We start from the raw sequence: 20918 nt of genomic DNA on the forward strand, positions 1-20918 counted from the left end.
ATGGAACAGCAGGACATGGATTTCGCGCCGCCCGCGGACGGCGAATTTCTGACGCTCGGCAAGTACGCGGAACAGGCCTATCTCGACTACGCGATCAGCGTCGTCAAGGGCCGCGCGCTGCCCGACGTCAGCGACGGACAAAAGCCCGTGCAGCGCCGATTGCTGTACGCGATGAACGAGATGGGCCTGCGCGCCGATTCGAAGCCCGTCAAGTCGGCGCGCGTCGTCGGCGACGTGCTCGGCAAGTACCATCCCCACGGCGACCAGTCCGCCTACGACGCGCTCGTGCGCCTCGCGCAGGACTTCTCGCTGCGCTATCCGCTTATCGACGGCCAGGGCAACTTCGGTTCGCGCGACGGCGACGGCGCGGCGGCGATGCGGTATACGGAAACGCGCCTCGCCGCGGTCGCGCGTTTGCTGCTCGACGAAATCGACGAAGGCACGGTCGATTTCATGCCGAACTACGACGGCTCGTTCAACGAACCGAAACTGTTGCCGGCACGGTTACCTTTTGTTTTGCTCAACGGCGCATCGGGGATCGCGGTGGGTCTGGCGACCGAAATCCCGCCGCACAATATGCGTGAAGTCGCGCATGCGGCGGTCTCGCTGATCCGCAACCCGAAGCTCACGCACGCCGAACTCGCCGAGATCCTGCCGGGGCCCGATTTCCCGGGCGGCGGCCAGATCATTTCGTCGCCGGCCGAGATCGCGGCCGCGTACGAAAGCGGGCGCGGCAGTCTCAAGGTCCGCGCGCGCTGGAAGCTCGAAGAGCTTGCGCGCGGCCAATGGCAGCTCGTCGTGACCGAATTGCCGCCGAACGCGTCGTGCCAGAAGGTCCTCGAAGAGATCGAGGAACTCACGAATCCGAAGATCAAGCTCGGCAAGAAGTCGCTGACGCCCGAACAATTGCAGACCAAGCAGAGCATGCTCGCGCTGCTCGACACGGTCCGCGACGAGTCGGGCAAGGACGCGCCCGTGCGCCTCGTGTTCGAGCCGAAGTCGAGCCGCATCGATCAGACCGAGTTCATCAACACGCTGCTCGCGCACACGAGCATGGAGTCGGGCGTTGCGCTGAATCTCGTGATGATCGGCACCGACGGCCGGCCGCGCCAGAAGTCGGTGCTCGACGTGCTGCGCGAGTGGGTCGAGTTCCGCGCCCTGACGGTCACGCGCCGCAGCCGCTTCCGGCTCGAACGCGTGAACGACCGGATCCATATTCTCGAAGGCCGCATGATCGTCTTCCTGAATATCGACGAGGTCATCCGCATCATTCGCGAAGCCGACGAGCCGAAGGCCGCGCTGATCGAGCGCTTCAAGCTCAGCGAGCGTCAGGCCGAGGACATTCTCGAGATCCGCTTGCGTCAATTGGCGCGTCTCGAGGCGATCAAGATCGAAAAGGAACTCGAAGGCTTGCGTGACGACAAGGCCAAGCTCGAGGAACTGCTTGCGAGCGACACGGCGCTCAAGCGTCTGATGATCAAGGAAATCGAAGCCGACGCGAAGCAGTACGGCGACGATCGCCGCACGCTGATCCAGGCCGAGAAGCGCGCGGTGCTCGAAGCGCGCGTCGTCGACGAACCGGTGACGGTCGTCGTCTCGCAGAAGGGGTGGGTGCGGACGCAGAAGGGGCACGGGCTCGACCCCGCGCAATTCACGTTCAAGGCCGGCGATGCGTTGTACGGCGCGTTCACCGCGCGCACGGTCGACACCCTGATCGCGTGGGGCAGCAACGGTCGCGTCTATTCGATCAGCGTCGCCGCGCTGCCGGGCGGACGCGGCGACGGCGTGCCCGTGACGACGCTCATCGAGCTCGAAAACGGCACGCATCTGATGCACTACTACGCGGCGAGCGCCGACCAGGCGCTGCTGCTGTCGTCGTCGGCCGGTTACGGTTTTGTCGCGAAGGTCGGTGACATGGTGAGCCGCGTCAAGGCCGGCAAGTCGTTCATGACGCTCGACGACGGCGCGCTGCCGCTCGTACCGATGCCGATGTGGGACGGCGCGACGCACGTCGCGTGTCTGTCCGATGACGGCCGCGTGCTCGTGTTCGGTCTCGACGAGATGAAGACGCTCTCGGGCGGGGGACGCGGCGTCACGCTGATCGCGCTCGAAGGCAGCGAACGGCTCGTGCAGGCCGCGCCGATCGGGCCGGCCGGCGTTGTGCTCGTCGGCGCGGGGCGCGGCGGTAAGCCGACGGAAGTCGTGCTCGCGCGCGCGGCGCTCGAACCGCATCTCGGCAAGCGTGCGCGCAAGGGCCGCAAGCCCGATGCGCGCGTCAAGGTCGAAGGCCTGCGTCCGGCGGTCTGAGCGCGGGCGCGCGGTGCGCGTCGTCGTCGGACAGATCGCACGGCGCGCATAAAAAAACGGCCCGGATCGGCACTTTGCGGTGCCGATCCGGGCCGAATCGCTTCAATGTCCGAATCACGTGGCCGGACCGTTGGAGCGGTCCGGCACGTCGTTTATTGCGGCAGGAGCTTCAGCACGGTCTGCGGGATCTGGTTGGCTTGCGCAACCATCGCCGTGCCCGCTTGCTGCAGCACTTGCGCGCGCGCCATGTTCGACGCTTCGGCCGCGTAGTCCGCGTCCTCGATGTCCGACCGGGCGTTTTCCGCATTGGTCGTCGCCGACTGCAGGTTCGTGATCGTCGAGGTGAAGCGGTTCTGCATCGCGCCGAGCTGACCTTGAAGGCTGTCGACCTGATTCAGGGCCGAGTCGACCGCGAGAATCGTCTGCTGCGCGTCCGCGACGGTCAGCACGTCCGCGCTCGCGAGGCTGCTGTCGCCCTTGGCCGCCGTGTAGATCGTCGTCGGCGTGGCGGTCTTCAGTCCCGTATCCGTGGCGACCGGGCCCGTGCCAGTCAGCGTGATGCCGACGCCCGCGTACGACTCGAGCTGCAAGTGGCCGCTCGAGTCGGCCGACGCGACCACGTTGGTGATGTGCGCCGCGTTGATCGAGTTCGCGAGATCCGACGCGTTCCATGTCGAGCCGGTCGTCACGGTCGTGCCGTTCAGCGTGAAGCTCGTGGCGGTCGTGCCCGAGAGCGACGCCGCCGAGTTGACCGCACTGCCCGTGGCTTGCAGGTTCGTGCCCGCGGAGAGCACCGTCGCATCCGAACCCGACAGGCCGATCGTGTCGCTCGACGCCATCGTGACGGTGCCGTAGAGCGTGGTCGGCGTCGCGGTGATCGCGCCCGAGGTGGCCGTCATCGCGCCCGCGGCGGCCGAATCGGTAATCGTGATGTTGCGGCCGTCGGCGGCCGACAACGAGAGCGTGCCGTCCGCGTTTTGCGAGGCGGTCACACCCGTCTTCGACGATTGCGCGTTGACGCCGTTGATCACATCACCGATCGACAGATTGCCCGCGCCAGCGCTGTAGACGTCCGTGCCGTTGATGTTGAGCGTCGTGGCGGTCGCGATCGACGTCGCGAGCGTGACGTTTTGCGAATTCGTCGCCGTGACGCTCAGACCGGGAATATCCGATTGGTTGATCGCGGCGGCTGCGGCGAAGGCCGAGTCGGCCGATTGGCCCTGCTGGCTGCCGGCGACCGCGGTACCGATCGCGTAGGTTTGACCCGTGCCGATCTGGATCGCGAGCGAACCGGTCGACAGGTTTTGATTCGCGCCCGAACCGACCTGGAGCGTCGTTTGCGAGGTTTGACCGATCTGCGAGGTCTTCATGCTGCTCGACAGGTCCACGCTGATCGTCTGGCCCGCGTTCGCGCCCACCTGGAAATTGCCGACGCCGAACGAGCCGTTGAGCAGACTCAGGCCGTTGTATTGGGTCTGCGATGCGATACGGTCGATTTCCGAGAGCCGTTGCTGGACTTCCTGGTTCATCGATTCCCGGTCGGATGCCGAGTAGGTCGAGTTCGACGCCTGAACCGCGAGCTGGCGGATCCGTTGCAGATTGGCCGTGACTTGCGACAGTGCCGAACCGGCCGTCTGCGCGAGCGCAATGCCGCTCGTCGCATTCTGTTGTGCCGACGTCAGACCGTTGATCGTCGAACTCATGCGATCGGAAATCGCGAGACCTGCAGCATCGTCCGCCGCGCTATTGATCTTCTTGCCCGACGACAGCCGCGTCACGGCCGTCGACAGGTCGGCCTGCGTGTTCGACAGATTGTTCTGGGCGATCTGCGACAGCATGTTGGTGTTGATGACGGACGACATGGTAATGCTCCAATTCCTAAATAATCTGATCTCGTATGAGAGTCGATGGCGTCTCGATCTGGATTCGAGCTGTCACCGACAAATGCATTAACGGTGCTCGATTATCTGGCTTGAGAATGAATGATTATTTAGATGTTGGCGGTTATTTTGCGATTTGATTATTGGGTGGGGTAATGCGTTGGTGAATATTGTGCGGTGTGTGCGCGCAATATCGATATTCAACCGCGATAGGAATGAATGTCCTGATTAATCAGTGTGTTGTGTTCGAGTCAACGTGGCTTGGTAATGTACGTATTATCGAAAATCGATGAGCGTATCGCGCGTCATTTTGATTTTGAAATGTGGAGTCGCATGGATCGGCGGGATTTTATTGATGTGAAGGCGCGCCGAGTCGGCGGCGCGAAGTATTTCAATTCGCTTTCCTGGTTGAATCGTATTGCGCCTTTGGTCATGCCGATCACATTGAAATCGCGCCCGTCGCGCGTGTTAACGCAGCGGACCCGCCCGTCTTCCCGGGGCGTCGCGCCGAATCCGTTCAAACGCGCGCTCCGGCTCGATTTCGCTCGCCGCGACGACATGCGATCGGGTAGTCTGCGCACTGTGCGCAAACGGTGTCCCGCGTGCGCAGATTCCGTTTCGGCGAAGCCATCGGGGCTTCGCGATTCACCGTTCCCGAGATCGATCCATGATTCACGCTTTCGACGTCGCGCTGTTCCTCCATCTCCTCGGCGTCGTCGTCTGGGTGGGCGGCATGGTGTTCGCCCATTTCTGCCTGCGGCCCGCCGCGCAGGAACTGACGCCGCAGTCGCGGCTGCCTTTGATGGAGTCGGCGCTCGGCACGTTCTTCGGATGGGTCAGCGTCTCGATCGTGGTGATTCTGCTGACCGGCGGCTTCATGCTGTCGAAGGTCGGGGATATGCGCGCCCCGTGGCCCGTGCTCGCGATGGCCGGGACGGGCGTCCTCATGATGCTGCTGTTCGGGCATCTGCGTTTCGCGATGTATCCGCGCGTGCAGCGCGCGGTCCAGGCGCAGCGCTGGCCCGACGGCGCCGCCGCAATCGGCTCGATCCGGCGCATCGTCGTCGTGAATCTCGTGCTGGGCGTCGTGACGATCGCGTTCGGCGTGCTGGGCCGCGTCTGAACGCGTCGAGTTCGCACTCGGACGGCATTCAGGTCACATCCGCTGAACAGACGCCGAACTTTTCGATGATCGCGCCGATCTCGGAGGCCGGCACGGGCCGCGAAAACAGGAAGCCCTGCGCCTCGACGTGGCCGACCGATTCGAGCCACGCGATCTGCTCCTCGGTTTCGGTGCCCTCGACCACGACGGTCAGGCCCAGCGATCGCGCGAGCCCGATGATCGCGGACACCATGACGCAGACGCTGCGGTCATGCGGAATGGCCTGTACGAACGACTTGTCGACCTTCAGCGTGTCGACCGCGAACCGGTTCAGATACGAGAGTGACGAATAGCCGGTGCCGAAATCGTCGAGCGCGATGCGCACGCCGAGCCGCTTGAGCGCAAAGATCTTCTCCGAGACGAGATCCGGGTACTCCATCATCGCGGTTTCCGTGATCTCGAGTTCGAGCCGGTACGGGGCGATGCCGAACTCGCGCAGACAGCGGCCGACCGTCTCGAGGATGTCGCCGCGCCAGAACTGAACCGACGAGATATTGATCGCGAGCGTCAGCGACGAATAGCCCTGGCGTTGCCAGAGACCGAGCTGGCGGCACGCGGATTCGAGCACGAAATCGCCGATCGGCACGATGAGGCCCGTCGACTCCGCGATCGGGATGAACTCGCCGGCCGAGATGAGTCCCTGCACGGGATGATCCCATCGCACGAGCGCCTCGAACCCTGCGATGCACCGATGCGCGAGATCGATCTTCGGCTGATATGCGAGGAACAACTGCCCTTCGTTCAATGCGACGCGCAGTTGCTGTTCCCACTTCATCAAGTGGTCGACGCGATGCGCGAGCGCGGGCGAGTAGAACGCGTAGCAGCCTTTGCCGGCGTCCTTGGCGCTGTACATCGCGAGATCGGCCTTCTTGAGCAGATCGACCTCGCTTTCGTCGGCGATCGTATGCAAGGCGATGCCGATGCTCGCCTGCAGCACGAAGGCCGAGCCCTGCAGGTCGAACGGTTCACGCAGCGTGCGTTCGATCGATTCGGCGATGCGCGTGGCGTCTTCCTCGACATGGTCGCCGCGCATGACGACGACGAATTCGTCGCCGCCGATCCGCGCGAGCATGCCCGCGCCGCCGACCGCGTCTTCGAGCCGCGCGGCGGTCAGTTGGAGGATCGCGTCGCCCGCGTTGTGGCCGAGCGTGTCGTTGACGGTCTTGAAGTTGTCGAGGTCGATATAGAGCAGCGCGAGGCGTCCGACGTTCGCGGCTTGACCGACTTCCTCGCGCAGCATCTTGAGCGTGTGATACCGGTTCGGCAGTTCGGTCAGCGCATCGTATTCGACGAGGTCGATCATTTCGCGCTCGCGCCCGAGCAGCTTCGAGATCAGGCTCGTCGATACGCCGAAGAACGCGATCATCGCGAGCGTGATGAAAATGCCCATCAGCAGATAGACGTTGCGCGTGTGATCGAAGTCGGCGAGTTCCTCGGCTTCGGACAAGCCGACGAGCACCCCGAGCGGATAGCCGTCGATGTGGCGATACGAGACGATGCGCGACACGCCGTCGATCGGGTCGTCGTAGACGCCTGATACGTGGCGACCCGTCGGATAGTTGCCCGCGGCCGAGAAGCTGCCGGGCGTCTGCGGGTTGCTGCTGCCCGTGCGCCGCGCGAGCACGACGCCGTTGTCGGAGACGACCGAGATCACGCCGTCTTTGCCGATCGCGGCATTGTTGTAGAAGTCGTTCGTGAAGTACGACGGATCTTCCGAAACGACGACGACCCCCGCGAACGTGCCGTTCGGATTGTTGAGGCGTCGCGTGATCTGTAACGTCCAGTGTTTCGAAACGCGACCGAGGACCGGCGTGCTGATATAGAGCCGATCGTCGTTCTCGCGTTTGTGGATCACGAAGTGCTCGCGATCGGACAGGTCGATCGGCTTCGAATCGGCATCGGCGGTCGATGCGATCAGTTTGCCGTTGCTGTCGATCAGCGAGATCTGGACCAGCGTGTCGCTCTGCACGACGCCCTTGTCGACCGTCGTACGCAGATTGAAGGTGGCCGGCGATTTCTCGAACTCGTACTTGATGAAACGCGTGATTTGATCGACCTGATGGATCGCCTTGATCGTGTGTTGTTCGAGGGCGGCCGAGAGGATCGCGGCCGACGCGCTCGATTCGCGATAGGCGGCCTCTTTTTCGACCTGCAGGCGCGAGAGGATCACGATCCAGAGCAGCCCGAGCAATAGGAAGCCGAGCAAGGGGATCGCGAGCAGCGAGCGGCGCCGGATCGCCGAGCGGTCGGCCGGCGTCATCGTGCGTCGGAGGTCGGCGAGCTTCATCGCGGTGCGCGGCGCGCGAAGCGCGGGCGTGTGTACGGGCTGATGCGCGAGTCGAAGCGCGGATCGACGTGCGTTCGATGCGGCGTGGCCCGAGAGGTCGAAGGTAGCTGCATGTCCCCGAGTGGAAATGGCCCTGAGGGCCGCGTGAACGGGTCCTGCACGAAGAGGGCACCGCCGCGGCCGACCGCAGCCGACGCCCCGGTGAACGTTAGAAATAGTAGCGAAAACTGTTGCGAATGGGAAAGCAAAAGGAAACGGCCCCGAACCGGGGCCGTTTTTCTGAGGACGTTTAACGTGCGGACCGCGCTTGCCATGCCAAGCGGGCTCGGCGCGACATGCGCATGCCCGAGCGTCGTCGGCGCGGCGGGTCATGCGGTCGCGCCGCCGGGCGCATGTCTCGACGGACGTCAGCGCATGCCTGCGAACGTCACCGGACCTCGGCGATCAGCTCGATCTCGACGCAGGCGCCCAGCGGGATCTGTGCGACGCCGAATGCCGAACGTGCATGTTTTCCCGCTTCGCCGAACACGTCGACAAAAAATTCCGATGCACCGTTGGTCACGAGATGCTGCTCGGTATACGTTTGCGTCGAATTCACGAGGCTCATGACCTTGACGATGCGCGTGACGCGGTTCAGGTCGCCCGTATGCGCGTGCAAGGTCGCGACAAGGTCGATCGCGACCGCGCGCGCGGCCTGCTGGCCCGCGGCGGTATCGAGGTCGTCGCCGAGCTTGCCGGCCCAGACCTTGCCGTCGCGCTTCGCGATGTGCCCCGAGAGGAACACCGTGTTACCGGTTTGTGCACTCATCACATAGGCGGCCGCCGGCGCACCCGCGGCGGGCAGTTCGATGCCAAGCGACTTGAGCTTGGCGTAGACGTCGTGGTTCGACATGCTGTCTCCGATCAATGAATCAGATACGCGCGCGAATCAATGCGGCGAGGCGTGCGATGCCCTCGTCGATCTTCGCGGGCGGGACGGTCACGAACGACAGGCGCAGCGTGTTCATGCGCGCTTCGTTCGCGTAGAACGGCGCGCCCGGCACGAACGCGACGCCTTCGGCAATCGAGGCCTCCAGGAGTTCCATCGAATCGACGCGCTCGGGCAGGTCGACCCAGAGGAACATCCCGCCCTCGGGGCGGTTCCACGTGACGCCCTCGGGCATGTGCTTCGCGAGCGCATCGTGCATCGCGTCGCACTGCTCGCGATAGAGCGTGCGGATGCTCGGGATGTGTTCGTCGAGGAAGCCGTCCTTGATAACGTCGTACGCGATGCGTTGCGTGAAGCTCGGCGTGTGCAGGTCGGTCGCCTGCTTGGCCTGAACGAGCTTGAAATGCAGGTTCTCGGGCGCGATCAGATAGCCGAGCCGCAAGCCGGGCGCGAGCACCTTCGAGAACGTGCCGAGATGGACGATGTGCTCGGGTGCGAACGAGAGCAGCGTCGGCAACGGCGTGCCGCGATAGTCGAGCGCGCCGTACGGATCGTCTTCGATCACGGGGAACGCGCCCTCGCGCGCGAGCGCGGCGAGTTGCTCGCGCCGTTCGAGCGGCAGCCGGCGTCCCGTCGGATTCTGGAAATTCGGCTGCGCATAGAGCAAGCGCGCGTCGCGCGTGAGCTCGGGCGTCAGGCCTTCCGGAATCAGGCCGGCGTGGTCGGTGGGCACCTGGACGTAGGTCGGCGCATAGAGCGAAAACGATTGCAGCGCGCCGAGATAGGTCGGCGTCTCGACGAGGACCTTGCTGCCCGCATCGATGAGCGTCTTGCCGAGCAGATCGAGCGCCTGCTGGGAGCCCGTCGTGATCAGCACCTGCGACGGCCGGATCTCGACGCCGCCCGTCGAATAACGCTCGGCGACCCATTCGCGCAGCGGCATATAGCCCTCGGTCGCGCTGTATTGAAGCGCGCCGTTCGGATCGGCGGTCAACAGGCGCTGCGCGGCCTGCGCGATCCGCTCGTTCGGGAACGTCGCCGGCGACGGCAGGCCGCCCGCGAACGAAATCACGTCGGGCCGTTCGGTGATCTTGAGGATTTCACGAATCGCCGAGCTCGTCAGCTTGCGTGCGCGCTCGGAAAGGGCCCATTCGGGCAAGGACAGGTCACGTGGGTTCATCGAATGCGTCTCTGTTCATAAGCGTCGGCACGACGGGCAGCATGCGTTGCATGCTGCGCGGCCGGCCGCGGGGTCGGACAAAACGGGCGGCGCGTCGCGCGCGCCCGTAACCTGGGTCGGCGGCGTCGACGGCCGCGCTCGTTCGAGCCGCGGGATCGACGCGCCGGTGTCTCACCCCGTTCAGGTGCCGGGTTGGACAGCGGGCCCGGTTGTGTCGGACCTTGCAGACACTGGCGCCACGGAGACTCCGGCACGTCGGCCGGCTACAACCGTCGCGAGCACGCCGGCGGCGAAGAGCCAACTGGCGGGCGCGACGGATTCGCCGAACCAGAGCGCCGAAAATCCGAGCGTCAGGAAAATCTGGAGCAATTGTACTTGGCCTACGCGCGCGATGCCGCCTCGCGCCAGTCCCGCATACCACGCGAAGAAGCCGAGGAACTGCGAAAACAGCGCCAGATAGCCGAAGGCGAACCATGTCTGCCCGTGTGCCGGCGCGCTTTGATGCAGCGCGAGCCAGGCCACGGGCGCCGCGAGCACGGGGGCCGAGAGCACGAGCGCCCAGCAAATGACCTGCCAGTCGCCGAGCTCTTTCGCGAGCCGCGCGCCTTCGGCATAGCCGAGTCCGCAGACGGCGACGGCCGCGAGCATCCAGAGGTCGCCCGCGCTCGGCGCGCCATGGCCGGTGAGGATCGCGTAGGCCAGCACGATCGCGCTGCCGAGCACGGCCCAGCCCCAGAACGCGCGCGAGGGCCGTTCACGTGCGAACCACGACGCGTAAAGCGCGGTCGCGAGCGGAAGCAGCCCGTTGACGACCGCGCCATGCGAGGCGGGGACGGTGCGCAGCGCGAGCGCCGACAAGACCGGAAAACCGACGATGACCCCGCTCGCGGTGATCGCGAGTCTGATGCACTGCGCTCGGTTCGGCAGGCGTTCGCGCCGCCAGAGCAGCAATGCGGCGGCCGGAATGGCGGCGACGAGCGCGCGGCCGAGCCCGACGAGCACGGGATCGAGTTCGGCGATCGCGACGTGCGTCATCGGCAGCGACAGGCTGAATATCGTCACACCCAGCAAGCCCAGCAGCAGGCCTTGGGTCGGATGGTAGGGGGTGCGGGACGGCGTCGGCGACATCATGGGGTTCCAGCGGAGACCGGGTCGCGGCGTGGCTTGCGCGCGACGCCCGATCGAATTTCATCAAGGCGGACGATGATCGGAGGCGTCGCGGTATCACGGTTCGCCGCCTCGCATCGTTCGCACACTTTACCGGTTCGTACCGGGCCAGTAACGGTACAATCCGGCAAATACTTTTCTGTACAGTCCGGAGCTGCCCATGTCGCTTTCCATGCCGCCCGAACCGCGTTCGCCGGAGCCGCCCGGCACCGAACAGATTCCGTCGCCCGTTGAATCCGCGCAGCTCACGCTCGTCGAGCAGCTCGTCGTCTGGGCTCGGCGCCGCATCGAGGAACGGGTGTTTCGGCCCGGCATGCGGATGCCGTCGATCCGGCGGCTTGCGATCGACAAGGGTGTGTCGCGGTTCACCGTCGTCGAGGCCTATGAGCGGCTCGTCGCGCAGGGCTATCTCGATTCGCGGCGCGGCTCGGGCTTCTACGTGCGCGAGCCGGCCGGCCACACGGCGCCGGTGCCGCGCGTGGCGGCCGCGGTCGGTCATGCGATCGACGTGGTCTGGCTGTTGCGCAATATGATCGGCACGACGAGCCCCGAGAAAGGCCCGGGGCTCGGTTATCTGCCGAATCGCTGGCTCGACGGCGAACTCATTGCGAATTCGCTGCGGGCGCTCGGCCGCCAGGGCGGCCCTCAACTGCTTCAGCTCGGCACGCCGCAAGGGTTTTATCCGCTGCGTCAGCAATTGCAGACCCGGTTATCGGAACTCGAGATCGCGGCGTCGCCCGAGCAGATCGTCATGACGTCGGGCATCACGCAGGCGATCGATCTGATCGCGCGGATCTATGTGCAGCCCGGTGATACCGTGCTCGTCGCCGATCCCGCATGGTTCCAGATGTTCGGCCGGTTCGCGTCTCAGGGCGCGCGCCTCGTCGGCATTCCGTACACGCCCGACGGCCCCGATCTCGACGCGCTCGAACGGCTCGTCGTCGAGTTCAAGCCGCGCATGCTCGTGCTCAATACGGTGCTGCACAACCCGACGGGCACGTCGCTCGGCGCGGCCCAGGCTTTCCGGATTCTCAAGATCGCCGAGGAACACGATCTGATCGTGGTCGAAGACGACATCTACTGCGATCTTGCGGCGCCTGGGGCATCGGTCACGCGTCTCGCGAGCCTCGATCAGCTTAAGCGCGTGATCTATCTCGGCAGCTTTTCGAAGACGCTCGCGGCGAATCTGCGCGTCGGATTCGCCGCGTGCTCGCCCGACGTCGCGCGTGCGCTGACGGACCAGAAGATGCTCGTCGGGATGACAAGCCCCGAAATCAACGAACGCGTCGTCTTCAAGATCCTGACCGAGGGGCACTACCGGCGGCATGCCGAGCGCCTGCGCGCGCGGCTCGACGCGGTACGGGACCGCACGGCGCGCGCGCTCGAGAAGCTCGGATTCCGCCTGTTCACGACGCCCGGGCACGGCATGTTTCACTGGGTCGACACGGGTGTCGACACGGCCGTGCTGACGGCCGCGGGACATGAGGCCGGGTATCTGCTCGCGCCGGGCGCGCTGTTTTCGCCGAATCAGTCGCCTTCGACGTGGATGCGGTTCAATATCGCGAATTGCGGCGATCCGGGCCTGGTGGACTTCCTCGCGCGGGCGCTCGATTCGGGCGTCGAACGGCGCGCGCCGGTGCCGGCGGGCGGCTAGCGGGCCGATCGCGTTCAAGTCTTCGGGCGACGGCCGTCCAGAAGCGGGATGCCGGAGGTGGGAGGAGGGGGCCGGAGGAGGCAGGAGGCCGTGGAGGGAGGGGCCGAACGCTCACGTGGCCCTTCTCCGTGCATGCGCTCGCGGGGCGGACCGTAAGCGAGGGCTTGAAACGGCTTCACCGGCCCCCATATACGCCGGCGACGTTCAATTGGTTCACCCTTGATTTCAAAAAGAGGTTGTTAGATGGCGCAAGAGACGCTGAGTTTTCAGGCAGAAGTGAAGCAGTTGCTGCAGTTGATGATCCATTCGCTGTACAGCAACAAGGAAATTTTCCTGCGCGAATTGATTTCGAACGCATCGGACGCGGCCGACAAGCTGCGCTTCGAAGCGATTGCCGACCCGGCGCTGTTCGAGAACGACGCGAGCTTGCGCATTCGGGTGACGTACGACAAGGCCGCGCGCACGATCACGATCGACGATAACGGCATCGGCATGAGCCGCGACGAGGCGATCGCGAATCTCGGCACGATCGCGAAGTCGGGCACGCGCGACTTCTTCTCGAAGCTCTCGGGCGACCAGCAAAAGGACGCGCAACTGATCGGCCAGTTCGGCGTCGGCTTTTATTCGGGCTTTATCGTCGCGGACCGCATCACGGTCGAATCGCGCCGCGCGGGGCTCGCGCCGAGCGAGGGTGTGCGCTGGGTCAGCGCGGGCGACGGCGAGTTCGGCATCGAAACGATCGACCGCGCGCAGCGCGGCACGTCGATCACGCTGCATCTGCGCGAAGGCGAGGACGAGCTGCTGAACGGCTGGAAGATCAAGTCGACCATTCAGAAGTACTCGGATCACATCGCGCTGCCGATCCAGATGCCCAAGGAAGAGTGGGATCAGGAGAAGAGCGAGACCGTCGTGCGCGACGAGGACGAGACGATCAATCAGGCGAGCGCGCTCTGGGCGCGGTCGAAGAGCGAGATCGAAGACGCGCAGTACACGCAGTTCTATCAGCATCTCTCGCACGATCACGACGCGCCGCTCGCCTGGACGCACAACCGCGTCGAGGGACGCAGCGAATACATTCAGCTGCTGTATCTGCCCGCGCACGCGCCGTTCGATCTCTACGACCGCAACAAGCACGGCGGCCTCAAGCTCTATGTGCGGCGCGTGTTCATCATGGACGACGCCGAGCAATTGCTGCCCGGATATCTGCGCTTCATTCGCGGCGTCGTCGATTCGAGCGATCTGCCGCTCAACGTCTCGCGTGAAATCCTGCAGGAGAGCCGCGACGTCAAGACGATTCGCGACGGCGTGACCAAGCGCGCGTTGTCGATGCTCGAAGAGCTCGCCGAGAACGAAAAGGACAAGTTCGCGACGTTCTGGGGCGCGTTCGGTCAGGTCCTCAAGGAAGGCGTCGGCGAGGATTTCGCCAACAAGGACCGGATCGCGAAGCTGCTGCGTTTTGCGTCGACGCACGGCGATACGGCCGAGCAGACCGTGTCGTTCGCGGACTACGTGAGCCGCATGAAGGACAACCAGACGAAGATTTACTACGTGACGGCCGACTCGTGGCTCGCGGCGCGCAACAGTCCGCACCTCGAAGTGTTCCGCAAGAAGGGCGTCGAAGTGCTGTTGCTCACGGATCGCGTCGACGAATGGGCGTTGTCGTATCTGACCGAATTCGACGGCAAGCCGCTCGCGAGCGTCGCGCGCGGCGATCTCGATCTCGGCGAGTTGTCCGATGAAGAGAAGCAGGCGCAGGAGAAGGTCAGCGGCGATCTGAAGCCGCTCGTCGAGAAGATCCAGGACGCGCTCAAGGACAAGGCGAAGGAAGTCCGGCTGACGTTCCGCCTGACCGATTCGCCGTCGTGTCTCGTGGCCGACGAGGGCGATATGAGCGGGTATCTGCAGCGCATGCTCAAGGCGGCCGGACAGGCCTTGCCCGAAGCACGGCCGATTCTCGAGATCAATCCCGACCATCCGCTCGTCAAGCGCCTGAGCGCCGATACGCCGGCGCTCGAGGACTGGTCGCATCTGCTGTTCGATCAGGCGCTGCTCGCCGAAGGCGGCGTGCTTGAAGATCCGGCGAGCTACGTGCGCCGCACGAACGCGCTGCTGCTCGCCGGCGCGCGCGGATGACGAAGGCCCGGGCCGCATCGCAGACGGCGCGGCCCGCCGCCGACGTTGCCGCGACGCGGGGCGGCTCGGATGCCCCTGTCGATGCGCATGCCCCGGAGGCGTTGCTGGCCGGTTTTCCGCCGGTCGCCGACGCCGACACGCGGACAATGATTTTCGGCAGCTTTCCGGGTGTCGCGTCGTTGTCGGCGACGCAGTACTACGCGCATCCGCAGAATCAATTCTGGCGTCTGCTCGGCGCCGTGCTCGACGAGCCGCTGCCGACGCTGCCGTATGCCGAGCGTCTCGAACGGCTGCGCGCGCATCGGATCGGCGTCTGGGACGTGCTGGCCGCGTGCGCGCGCAAGGGCAGTCTCGATGCGGCGATCCGTCAGGCGTCGCCGAACGATTTCGGCGCGTTGCGGATGCATGCGCCCGCGCTGCGGCGGATCTGCTTCAACGGCAAGACGGCGGGCCGCTTCGAAGCAGTGATCCGCGCGGCCGGTTACGAGACGCTCGTGCTGCCGTCGTCGAGCCCCGCGTATGCGATGCTGTCGTTCGAACACAAGCTGGTGACGTGGCGACGCGTCGTCGCGCCGTTCGAGGCCTAGCTTCCGCTCCGGACGTTCGGGTCGGCTTTCCCGGTCGACGCAGGATGGCCGTGCGATCGTGACAGCGGGGTGCAGGATGCCGTACGGCCGTATCGACGTGCCGCGCCCGGAACGCGCCGCGCCACAGTGCTATGCTCTCGCCCCTCTGTCATTTCCTCGCCTCCCTGGACCCGCATGGCACACCTCATCAAACGCGGATCGGCCGAAGCCCGCGCCTTCGGCCGGCGTGAACGCGATCGCGACGCGCGCCGCGCCGCCTCGCTCGATACGGCCGACACGCCCCGCAAGGCACGCGCGCGCGACAACGCGGATTTCGTGACCGAAGCCTTGCCGTACGAAGGCGGACGCAAACCGCGGTTCGCTCCAGTCACGTTCTCGGAGGAGGGCGGCGTTCGGTATCTGCACTTCGGTACGGAATGGGTTCAGGGCGCGATGCGCCTGCGTCAGCCCGACAAGATCGAACTCGAGTACGCGCAGCAAATGATGGCGTGGCTGCTGTTTCTTGATCCGCCCAAGACCGTCGCGCAGCTCGGTCTCGGCACGGGCGCGCTCACGAAGTTCTCCCATCGGTATCTGCCGAAGACACAGACGGTCGCGGTCGAGCTCAATCCCGCGGTCGTCGTCGCGGCGCGTTCGATGTTCGGTCTGCCATATGACGACAAGCGTCTGCATGTCGTCGAGGCCGATGCTTGGGAATACGTCAACGATGCCGCCCATCACGGTACGGTCTCGGCATTGCAGATCGATCTGTACGATGCGACGGCGCGGGGTCCCGTGCTCGATTCGACCGCGTTCTATCGCGCGTGCCGTGCGAGTCTCGCCGAGCTCGGCGTCGTGACCGTCAATCTGTTCGGCGATCACCCGAGCTTCCGCCGCAATATGAAGCATCTCGCGGAGGCGTTCGACAACCGCGTCGTCGCATTGCCCGAGATTCACGACGGCAACCGGATCGCCATCGCGTTTTCGGGGCCCGCGCTGTCGTTCGACTGGACCGCGCTCGCGCGTCGCGCACGCTGGATCGAACGGACCTTCAAGCTGCCCGCGACATCGTGGGTCGAGGGTCTCAAGGCCGTTCACCCGGGCGTCGCGTTCACGATCTGATCAAGGTCGCGCGCGCTTCGCGCAGTGCGCGCGTGCCGGACGGATTCGCTGTTGTTTATGCGTGGATTTGTCCTGGATCGGGTCATTCCGTCTTGACCGTCGATAAGGCGGGCCCAATACTTTCGCGTCGTTTGGCGGGTGTCGTCGGTGCGGGGCCCCGCGTTCAATCAATAGGGAGACCCTGCATGGCCCAGCCCAATGCGGCTTCCGGTACGAGCAAACGCTGGCTCTGGCTTCTGATCCTGCCCTGGATCGGCGTGCTGCTCGTCCCGGTCTACAACATGGACAGTCCGCGCGCGTTCGGACTGCCGTTCTTCTACTGGTATCAGTTGCTTTGGGTGCTGATCAGCGCCGCGCTGACGGCGATCGTCTATCTGAAGACGAAACCCGCGAGTCGTCGTAGCGAGGGTCGGTCATGACGAATCCGATCGCGACGTTCGTGTTCGTCCTGTTGTTCCTTGCGGTGACCGTGCTCGGCTTCGTGGCCGCGAACTGGCGCCGCGGCGATCTCAAGCTGCTCGACGAATGGGGTCTTGGGGGCCGCCGCTTCGGCACGATCGTCACCTGGTTCCTGCTCGGCGGCGACCTCTATACCGCGTATACCTTCGTGGCCGTGCCGGCGCTCGTGTTCGGCGCCGGCGCCACGGGTTTCTTCGCGCTGCCGTACACGATCCTCATCTATCCGTTCGCGTTCATCGTGTTCCCGAAGCTCTGGAACGTCGCGAAACGCCACGGGCATATCACCGCCGCGGACTTCGTTCATGCGCGCTATGACAGCCGCTGGCTCGCGCTCGCGATCGCGGTGACGGGGATCATCGCGACGATGCCGTATATCGCGTTGCAGCTCGTCGGCATCGAGGTCGTCATCGGCGGTCTGGGCATCGATACGCAAGGCTTCGTCGGCGATCTGCCGCTGATCATCGCGTTCGCGATTCTCGCGGCGTATACGTACACCTCGGGCCTGCGCGCGCCGGCGATGATCGCCGTCGTCAAGGACGTGCTGATCTATCTGACGATCGGCGCGGCGATGATCGTGATCCCCGCGAAGCTCGGCGGGTTCGGTCACATCTTCGATACGATCCCGCATGCGAAGATGCTGCTCAAGGCGCCCGACGCGACGAGTCTGAACGGCTATAGCGCGTATACGACGCTCGCAATCGGTTCGGCGCTCGCGTTGTTCCTCTATCCGCACTCGGTGACGGCGATCCTCAGCTCGGCGTCAGGCAATACGATTCGCCGCAATATGGCCTTGTTGCCCGCGTATTCGCTCGTGCTCGGTCTGCTTGCCCTGCTTGGATTCATGGCGCTTGCATCGGGCGTCAAGGACATGCCTGAATACGCGCCGTACTTCAAGGCGTATGGCGCGAACTTCGCGGTGCCGGCGCTGTTCCTGCACTTCTTCCCGCCGTGGTTCGTCGGCGTCGCGTTCGCGGCGATCGGCATCGGCGCGCTCGTGCCGGCCGCGATCATGTCGATCGCGGCGGCCAATCTCTATACGCGCAACATTCACCGCGAGTTCATCAACAGCAAGCTGAATTTCCACGAGGAAACGAATATCGCGAAGACGGTCTCGCTCGTCGTGAAGCTTGGCGCGCTTGCGTTCATCATCTTGCTGCCGCTCACGTATGCGATCCAACTGCAGTTGCTCGGCGGGATCTGGATCATTCAGACGCTGCCCGCGATCGTGCTCGGCCTCTATACGCGCGTGCTCGATCATCGCGCGCTGTTGATCGGATGGTTCGTCGGTATCGCGATGGGGACCTGGATGGCCGCGTCGCAACATCTGACGTCGTCGGTCTATTCGATCCATTTGTTCGGGTATGCGATTCCGGGCTATGCGGCGGTCTGGTCGCTGATCGTCAACGTCGTGATCTCGATCGGCTTGTCGTATGGGTTCAATGCGATGGGCTTCGACAAGACGGTCGACAAAACCTTGCCCGAGGATTATCTCGATCCGGTATGAGATGAATTCGAGTGAGTGCGGATGTGTCGCGTCGTGATGGGCGCGACGATCTGTGCGTCAGACCGATACGTATCGATAGACAAACCCCGGTTTTCGTGAGGAAGCCGGGGTTTTGTTTTGTGCGCGGCGATCGAACGGTGCGTCCGGCCAGGTCACGCGTACGCGCCTCGGGGCTGTTTCGTGGTTGCCGCGGGTCATGCGTTGAGCGTTCGTTGGCCGATCGGCCGACTCCCCATCGAAGTCGAGACCGTGTTCAATGGCTCCATGGTGTGGCGCCGTCATGCGACAAATGAGCGCACCGCATTCGCGAACCCCGCGAGCGGCCTATATTGGTGCGCCTGACGAGTACTTATTGGGGAGTCGAAATGCCGGAAGTCTTCATGGAAAAGAAAGGGAGGATCAAGCTCCCGAAAGACATGCGCAAACGTCTGAACCTGCGTGAAGGCGATCGCGTGCTTTTCTACTGGTCGGAAGATCAGGCGCGGTACGTGATGATCGCGTGCAACCTTGACGCGGCGACAGCGTTGGAAGGTCGAGAGCCGATCGACACCGGTTGCACGTTTGAAGAAACGGAGGCGCTGCTTAAGTGGCATCGCGGACGGAAATTGACCCATGCGGAGATGGAGCTCGTCATCGGTGTGATTCGAGCGGAGGCCGATCGGCCGGATGACGTGGATCTGTCCGACGACGAGGCAGAAGTCGAGGGCGCGGCGGATCGCACAAGAGGCCCGTCGTGATCGGATTGGATACGAACATCCTCCTTCGGTATTTGATGTGCGACGACCCTTTGCAGACGCCGATCGTCATGGCGCTCGTGGGCACACTGTCGGCCGAGCGAACGGGCTATGTCTCGTTAGTGGCCCTTGCGGAGGTCGCGTGGACGTTGACGCATGGACGACGGATGAACAAGCACGCGCTGCTCGATAATTTAAATCGTTTGATGGCGATGCATCACGTCCGTTTTCAATCGCACGAAGCCGTCGCCGATGCGCTTGCATGCTTCGCGTGTGGCTCGATCGATTTTCCCGACCACCTGATCGAACGTACGGGACATCTCGACGGTTGCGAGGTGACGATGACGTTCGATCGAAAGGCTTCGAAGACCGTGGGATTTCGCTTATTGGATGCGACGAGCGTGCAGGTACTTGGGACGTGCGGCCGAGTCGTTTGAGTGCTGCTGAGCGCAACGGTGGCGCCAAGGGCGGAGCAAGGCGCGAGCGGGTCCGCGCTGTCCGCTACGGCGGGTGAGTGTGGCGCACGTCCGAGGGTGCGATACGGTGTGCCGCCCAACCGCCCAACCGCCCAACCGCCCAACCGCCCAACCGCCCGCACCTCATGTTCGATCCCGCGTCGGTCTCTGCGGCAGACAATAAAAATGCCCGAGACGCTTTGGCGAATCGGGCACTTCGGGTTCGATCCACGCCCGTTTCGGATTGAGGATCGAGGATCGCGCACGAGGCGCGTCAGGCCGGTTGTATCAGGCCGGTTGTTTCTGCAGTTCGAGAATCAGCTTTTCGAGCTTGATCGCGTCGGCCGCGAATGTCCGGATACCTTCGGACAGCTTTTCGGTGGCCATCGCGTCTTCGTTGAGCTGGAAGCGGAACGACGCTTCATCGACCGCGATGCGCGCGATCGGATCATTCTTTGCGGCTTCCGGGACGAGCTTGCGCTCGACCGGATTCGCATCTTCCGAGAGCGTCTGGAGCAGGTCGGGGCTGATCGTCAGCAAATCGCAGCCCGCGAGTTCGAGGATCTGCGACGTCGTGCGGAAGCTCGCGCCCATCACCTCGGTCGGATACCCGAACTTCTTGTAGTACGCATAGATCGTGCGGACCGAGTGCACGCCGGGGTCGTTCGCGCCGCCGTTCTTCTGTTCGTCCCATGCGGGACCGGCCGCCTTCTTGTACCAGTCGTAGATCCGGCCGACGAACGGCGAGATCAGCTTCGCATTCGCCTCGGCGCACGCGACAGCCTGCGCGAGCGAGAACAGCAGCGTCATATTGCAGTTGATGCCGTCCTTCTGGAGCACTTCCGCCGCGCGGATGCCTTCCCATGTCGAGGCCAGCTTGATCAGGATCCGCTCGCGCGACACACCCGCCTTCTCATAGAGCGAGATCAGGTGGCGGCCCTTGTCGATCGAGCCCTGCACGTTGAACGACAGACGCGCATCCACTTCGGTCGACACGCGACCCGGAATGATCTTGAGGATTTCGGTGCCGAATGTGATCAGCAGCTTGTCGATGATCGCTTCGAGCGAATCGCCGTTGCTCTCGCGGACGACTTTTTCGAGCAGCGGCCGATATTCGGGCTTCTGGACAGCCTTGAGAATCAGCGACGGATTGGTTGTCGCGTCCCGCGGCTTGTATTGAGCGATGGCCTGGAAGTCGCCGGTGTCGGCGACAACGGTCGTGTATTGCTTGAGCTGGTCGAGTGCGGTCATGGCAGTCGCGATTCAACGGAAGGAGTCTTCTATTGTGCTTCCACCGGACAAGCAAGACTAGTCCTTTTGTGACCGGTGGCCGCTATGATTTTGCCGCGTTCTTACCGATCGTGCAGTGGAGCGCCGCTC

At 64.2% G+C, this 20918-nt stretch carries 16 protein-coding genes; 10 read left to right on the top strand and 6 right to left on the bottom strand.

Going from position 1 to position 20918, the window contains the following annotated elements; genetic code table 11:
- Nucleotides 1-2307: a DNA topoisomerase IV subunit A gene (gene parC / locus D7S86_RS05300; protein WP_121084053.1), complete on the top strand. Its 2307-nt coding sequence runs from the start codon at nt 1-3 to the stop codon at nt 2305-2307.
- 152 nt (nt 2308-2459) lie between these two features.
- Here parC and D7S86_RS05305 read toward each other — a convergent pair whose 3' ends face one another.
- Nucleotides 2460-4169, bottom strand: a complete 1710-nt coding sequence (locus tag D7S86_RS05305) for a flagellin N-terminal helical domain-containing protein (RefSeq protein WP_121084055.1) — start codon at nt 4167-4169, stop codon at nt 2460-2462.
- Nucleotides 4170-4854: 685 nt separating this feature from the next.
- On the opposite strand from D7S86_RS05305, the gene D7S86_RS05310 reads away from it, so the two are divergent.
- Entirely contained in the window at nt 4855-5310 is a 456-nt protein-coding gene (locus tag D7S86_RS05310; protein WP_121084057.1) for a CopD family protein, read from the top strand.
- Between the two features lie 28 nt (nt 5311-5338).
- Here D7S86_RS05310 and D7S86_RS05315 read toward each other — a convergent pair whose 3' ends face one another.
- From D7S86_RS05315 to D7S86_RS05330, 4 genes are all read right to left on the bottom strand, one after another.
- Nucleotides 5339-7636: a bifunctional diguanylate cyclase/phosphodiesterase gene (locus D7S86_RS05315; protein WP_121084059.1), complete on the bottom strand. Its 2298-nt coding sequence runs from the start codon at nt 7634-7636 to the stop codon at nt 5339-5341.
- 427 nt (nt 7637-8063) lie between these two features.
- Nucleotides 8064-8528, bottom strand: coding sequence for a RidA family protein (locus tag D7S86_RS05320; RefSeq protein WP_121084061.1), 465 nt, complete (start codon nt 8526-8528; stop codon nt 8064-8066).
- A gap of 19 nt (nt 8529-8547) precedes the next feature.
- Entirely contained in the window at nt 8548-9744 is a 1197-nt protein-coding gene (locus D7S86_RS05325; protein ID WP_121084063.1) for an aminotransferase-like domain-containing protein, read from the bottom strand.
- A gap of 180 nt (nt 9745-9924) precedes the next feature.
- Entirely contained in the window at nt 9925-10872 is a 948-nt protein-coding gene (locus D7S86_RS05330; protein ID WP_121084369.1) for a DMT family transporter, read from the bottom strand.
- Between the two features lie 199 nt (nt 10873-11071).
- Between D7S86_RS05330 and D7S86_RS05335 the strand changes: the two genes are divergently transcribed.
- The 8 genes from D7S86_RS05335 to D7S86_RS30605 all read left to right on the top strand — a co-directional run bounded on the left by D7S86_RS05335 (nt 11072) and on the right by D7S86_RS30605 (nt 19520).
- Complete coding sequence (locus D7S86_RS05335; protein WP_240647986.1) at nt 11072-12565, top strand: aminotransferase-like domain-containing protein; 1494 nt, start codon at nt 11072-11074, stop codon at nt 12563-12565.
- Between the two features lie 243 nt (nt 12566-12808).
- On the top strand, nt 12809-14698 hold the full coding sequence (gene htpG / locus D7S86_RS05340) for a molecular chaperone HtpG (protein WP_121084067.1): 1890 nt from the start codon (nt 12809-12811) through the stop codon (nt 14696-14698).
- A 101-nt stretch (nt 14699-14799) separates the two neighbouring features.
- Nucleotides 14800-15285 (top strand): DNA-deoxyinosine glycosylase, encoded by a 486-nt coding sequence (locus tag D7S86_RS05345; RefSeq protein ID WP_121084371.1) that lies wholly within the window; start codon nt 14800-14802, stop codon nt 15283-15285.
- Between the two features lie 174 nt (nt 15286-15459).
- Nucleotides 15460-16386, top strand: a complete 927-nt coding sequence (locus D7S86_RS05350; RefSeq protein WP_121084069.1) for a class I SAM-dependent methyltransferase — start codon at nt 15460-15462, stop codon at nt 16384-16386.
- A 185-nt stretch (nt 16387-16571) separates the two neighbouring features.
- Nucleotides 16572-16805 carry a DUF3311 domain-containing protein gene (locus D7S86_RS05355; protein ID WP_121084071.1) on the top strand — a complete coding sequence of 78 codons (234 nt, stop codon included), beginning with the start codon at nt 16572-16574 and terminating at the stop codon, nt 16803-16805.
- The gene (mctP, locus tag D7S86_RS05360; protein ID WP_121084073.1) at nt 16802-18349 is read left to right on the top strand and encodes a monocarboxylate uptake permease MctP; all 1548 of its coding nucleotides are present in this window, start codon (nt 16802-16804) and stop codon (nt 18347-18349) included. Before D7S86_RS05355 ends, mctP begins: the two co-directional genes overlap by 4 nt.
- 380 nt (nt 18350-18729) lie before the next feature.
- Nucleotides 18730-19086: an AbrB/MazE/SpoVT family DNA-binding domain-containing protein gene (locus D7S86_RS05365; RefSeq protein ID WP_158601863.1), complete on the top strand. Its 357-nt coding sequence runs from the start codon at nt 18730-18732 to the stop codon at nt 19084-19086.
- Nucleotides 19083-19520, top strand: a complete 438-nt coding sequence (locus D7S86_RS30605; RefSeq protein ID WP_121084077.1) for a PIN domain-containing protein — start codon at nt 19083-19085, stop codon at nt 19518-19520. The genes D7S86_RS05365 and D7S86_RS30605 overlap by 4 nt, the downstream gene beginning before the upstream one ends.
- A 306-nt stretch (nt 19521-19826) precedes the next feature.
- Here D7S86_RS30605 and tal read toward each other — a convergent pair whose 3' ends face one another.
- Nucleotides 19827-20789 (bottom strand): transaldolase, encoded by a 963-nt coding sequence (tal, locus tag D7S86_RS05375; protein WP_121084079.1) that lies wholly within the window; start codon nt 20787-20789, stop codon nt 19827-19829.
- Nucleotides 20790-20918 lie beyond the last annotated feature (129 nt).

The sequence above is a fragment of the Pararobbsia silviterrae genome (assembly GCF_003628125.1).
GTDB classification, from domain to species: domain Bacteria; phylum Pseudomonadota; class Gammaproteobacteria; order Burkholderiales; family Burkholderiaceae; genus Pararobbsia; species Pararobbsia silviterrae.

Coding starts and splice junctions, on each gene's coding strand:
- parC (WP_121084053.1), top strand. CDS start 1: ATGGAACAGCAGGACATGGATTTCGCGCCGCCCGCGGACGGCGAATTT.
- D7S86_RS05305 (WP_121084055.1), bottom strand. CDS start 4,169: ATGTCGTCCGTCATCAACACCAACATGCTGTCGCAGATCGCCCAGAAC.
- D7S86_RS05310 (WP_121084057.1), top strand. CDS start 4,855: ATGATTCACGCTTTCGACGTCGCGCTGTTCCTCCATCTCCTCGGCGTC.
- D7S86_RS05315 (WP_121084059.1), bottom strand. CDS start 7,636: ATGAAGCTCGCCGACCTCCGACGCACGATGACGCCGGCCGACCGCTCG.
- D7S86_RS05320 (WP_121084061.1), bottom strand. CDS start 8,528: ATGTCGAACCACGACGTCTACGCCAAGCTCAAGTCGCTTGGCATCGAA.
- D7S86_RS05325 (WP_121084063.1), bottom strand. CDS start 9,744: ATGAACCCACGTGACCTGTCCTTGCCCGAATGGGCCCTTTCCGAGCGC.
- D7S86_RS05330 (WP_121084369.1), bottom strand. CDS start 10,872: ATGTCGCCGACGCCGTCCCGCACCCCCTACCATCCGACCCAAGGCCTG.
- D7S86_RS05335 (WP_240647986.1), top strand. CDS start 11,072: ATGTCGCTTTCCATGCCGCCCGAACCGCGTTCGCCGGAGCCGCCCGGC.
- htpG (WP_121084067.1), top strand. CDS start 12,809: ATGGCGCAAGAGACGCTGAGTTTTCAGGCAGAAGTGAAGCAGTTGCTG.
- D7S86_RS05350 (WP_121084069.1), top strand. CDS start 15,460: ATGGCACACCTCATCAAACGCGGATCGGCCGAAGCCCGCGCCTTCGGC.
- D7S86_RS05355 (WP_121084071.1), top strand. CDS start 16,572: ATGGCCCAGCCCAATGCGGCTTCCGGTACGAGCAAACGCTGGCTCTGG.
- mctP (WP_121084073.1), top strand. CDS start 16,802: ATGACGAATCCGATCGCGACGTTCGTGTTCGTCCTGTTGTTCCTTGCG.
- D7S86_RS05365 (WP_158601863.1), top strand. CDS start 18,730: ATGGAAAAGAAAGGGAGGATCAAGCTCCCGAAAGACATGCGCAAACGT.
- tal (WP_121084079.1), bottom strand. CDS start 20,789: ATGACCGCACTCGACCAGCTCAAGCAATACACGACCGTTGTCGCCGAC.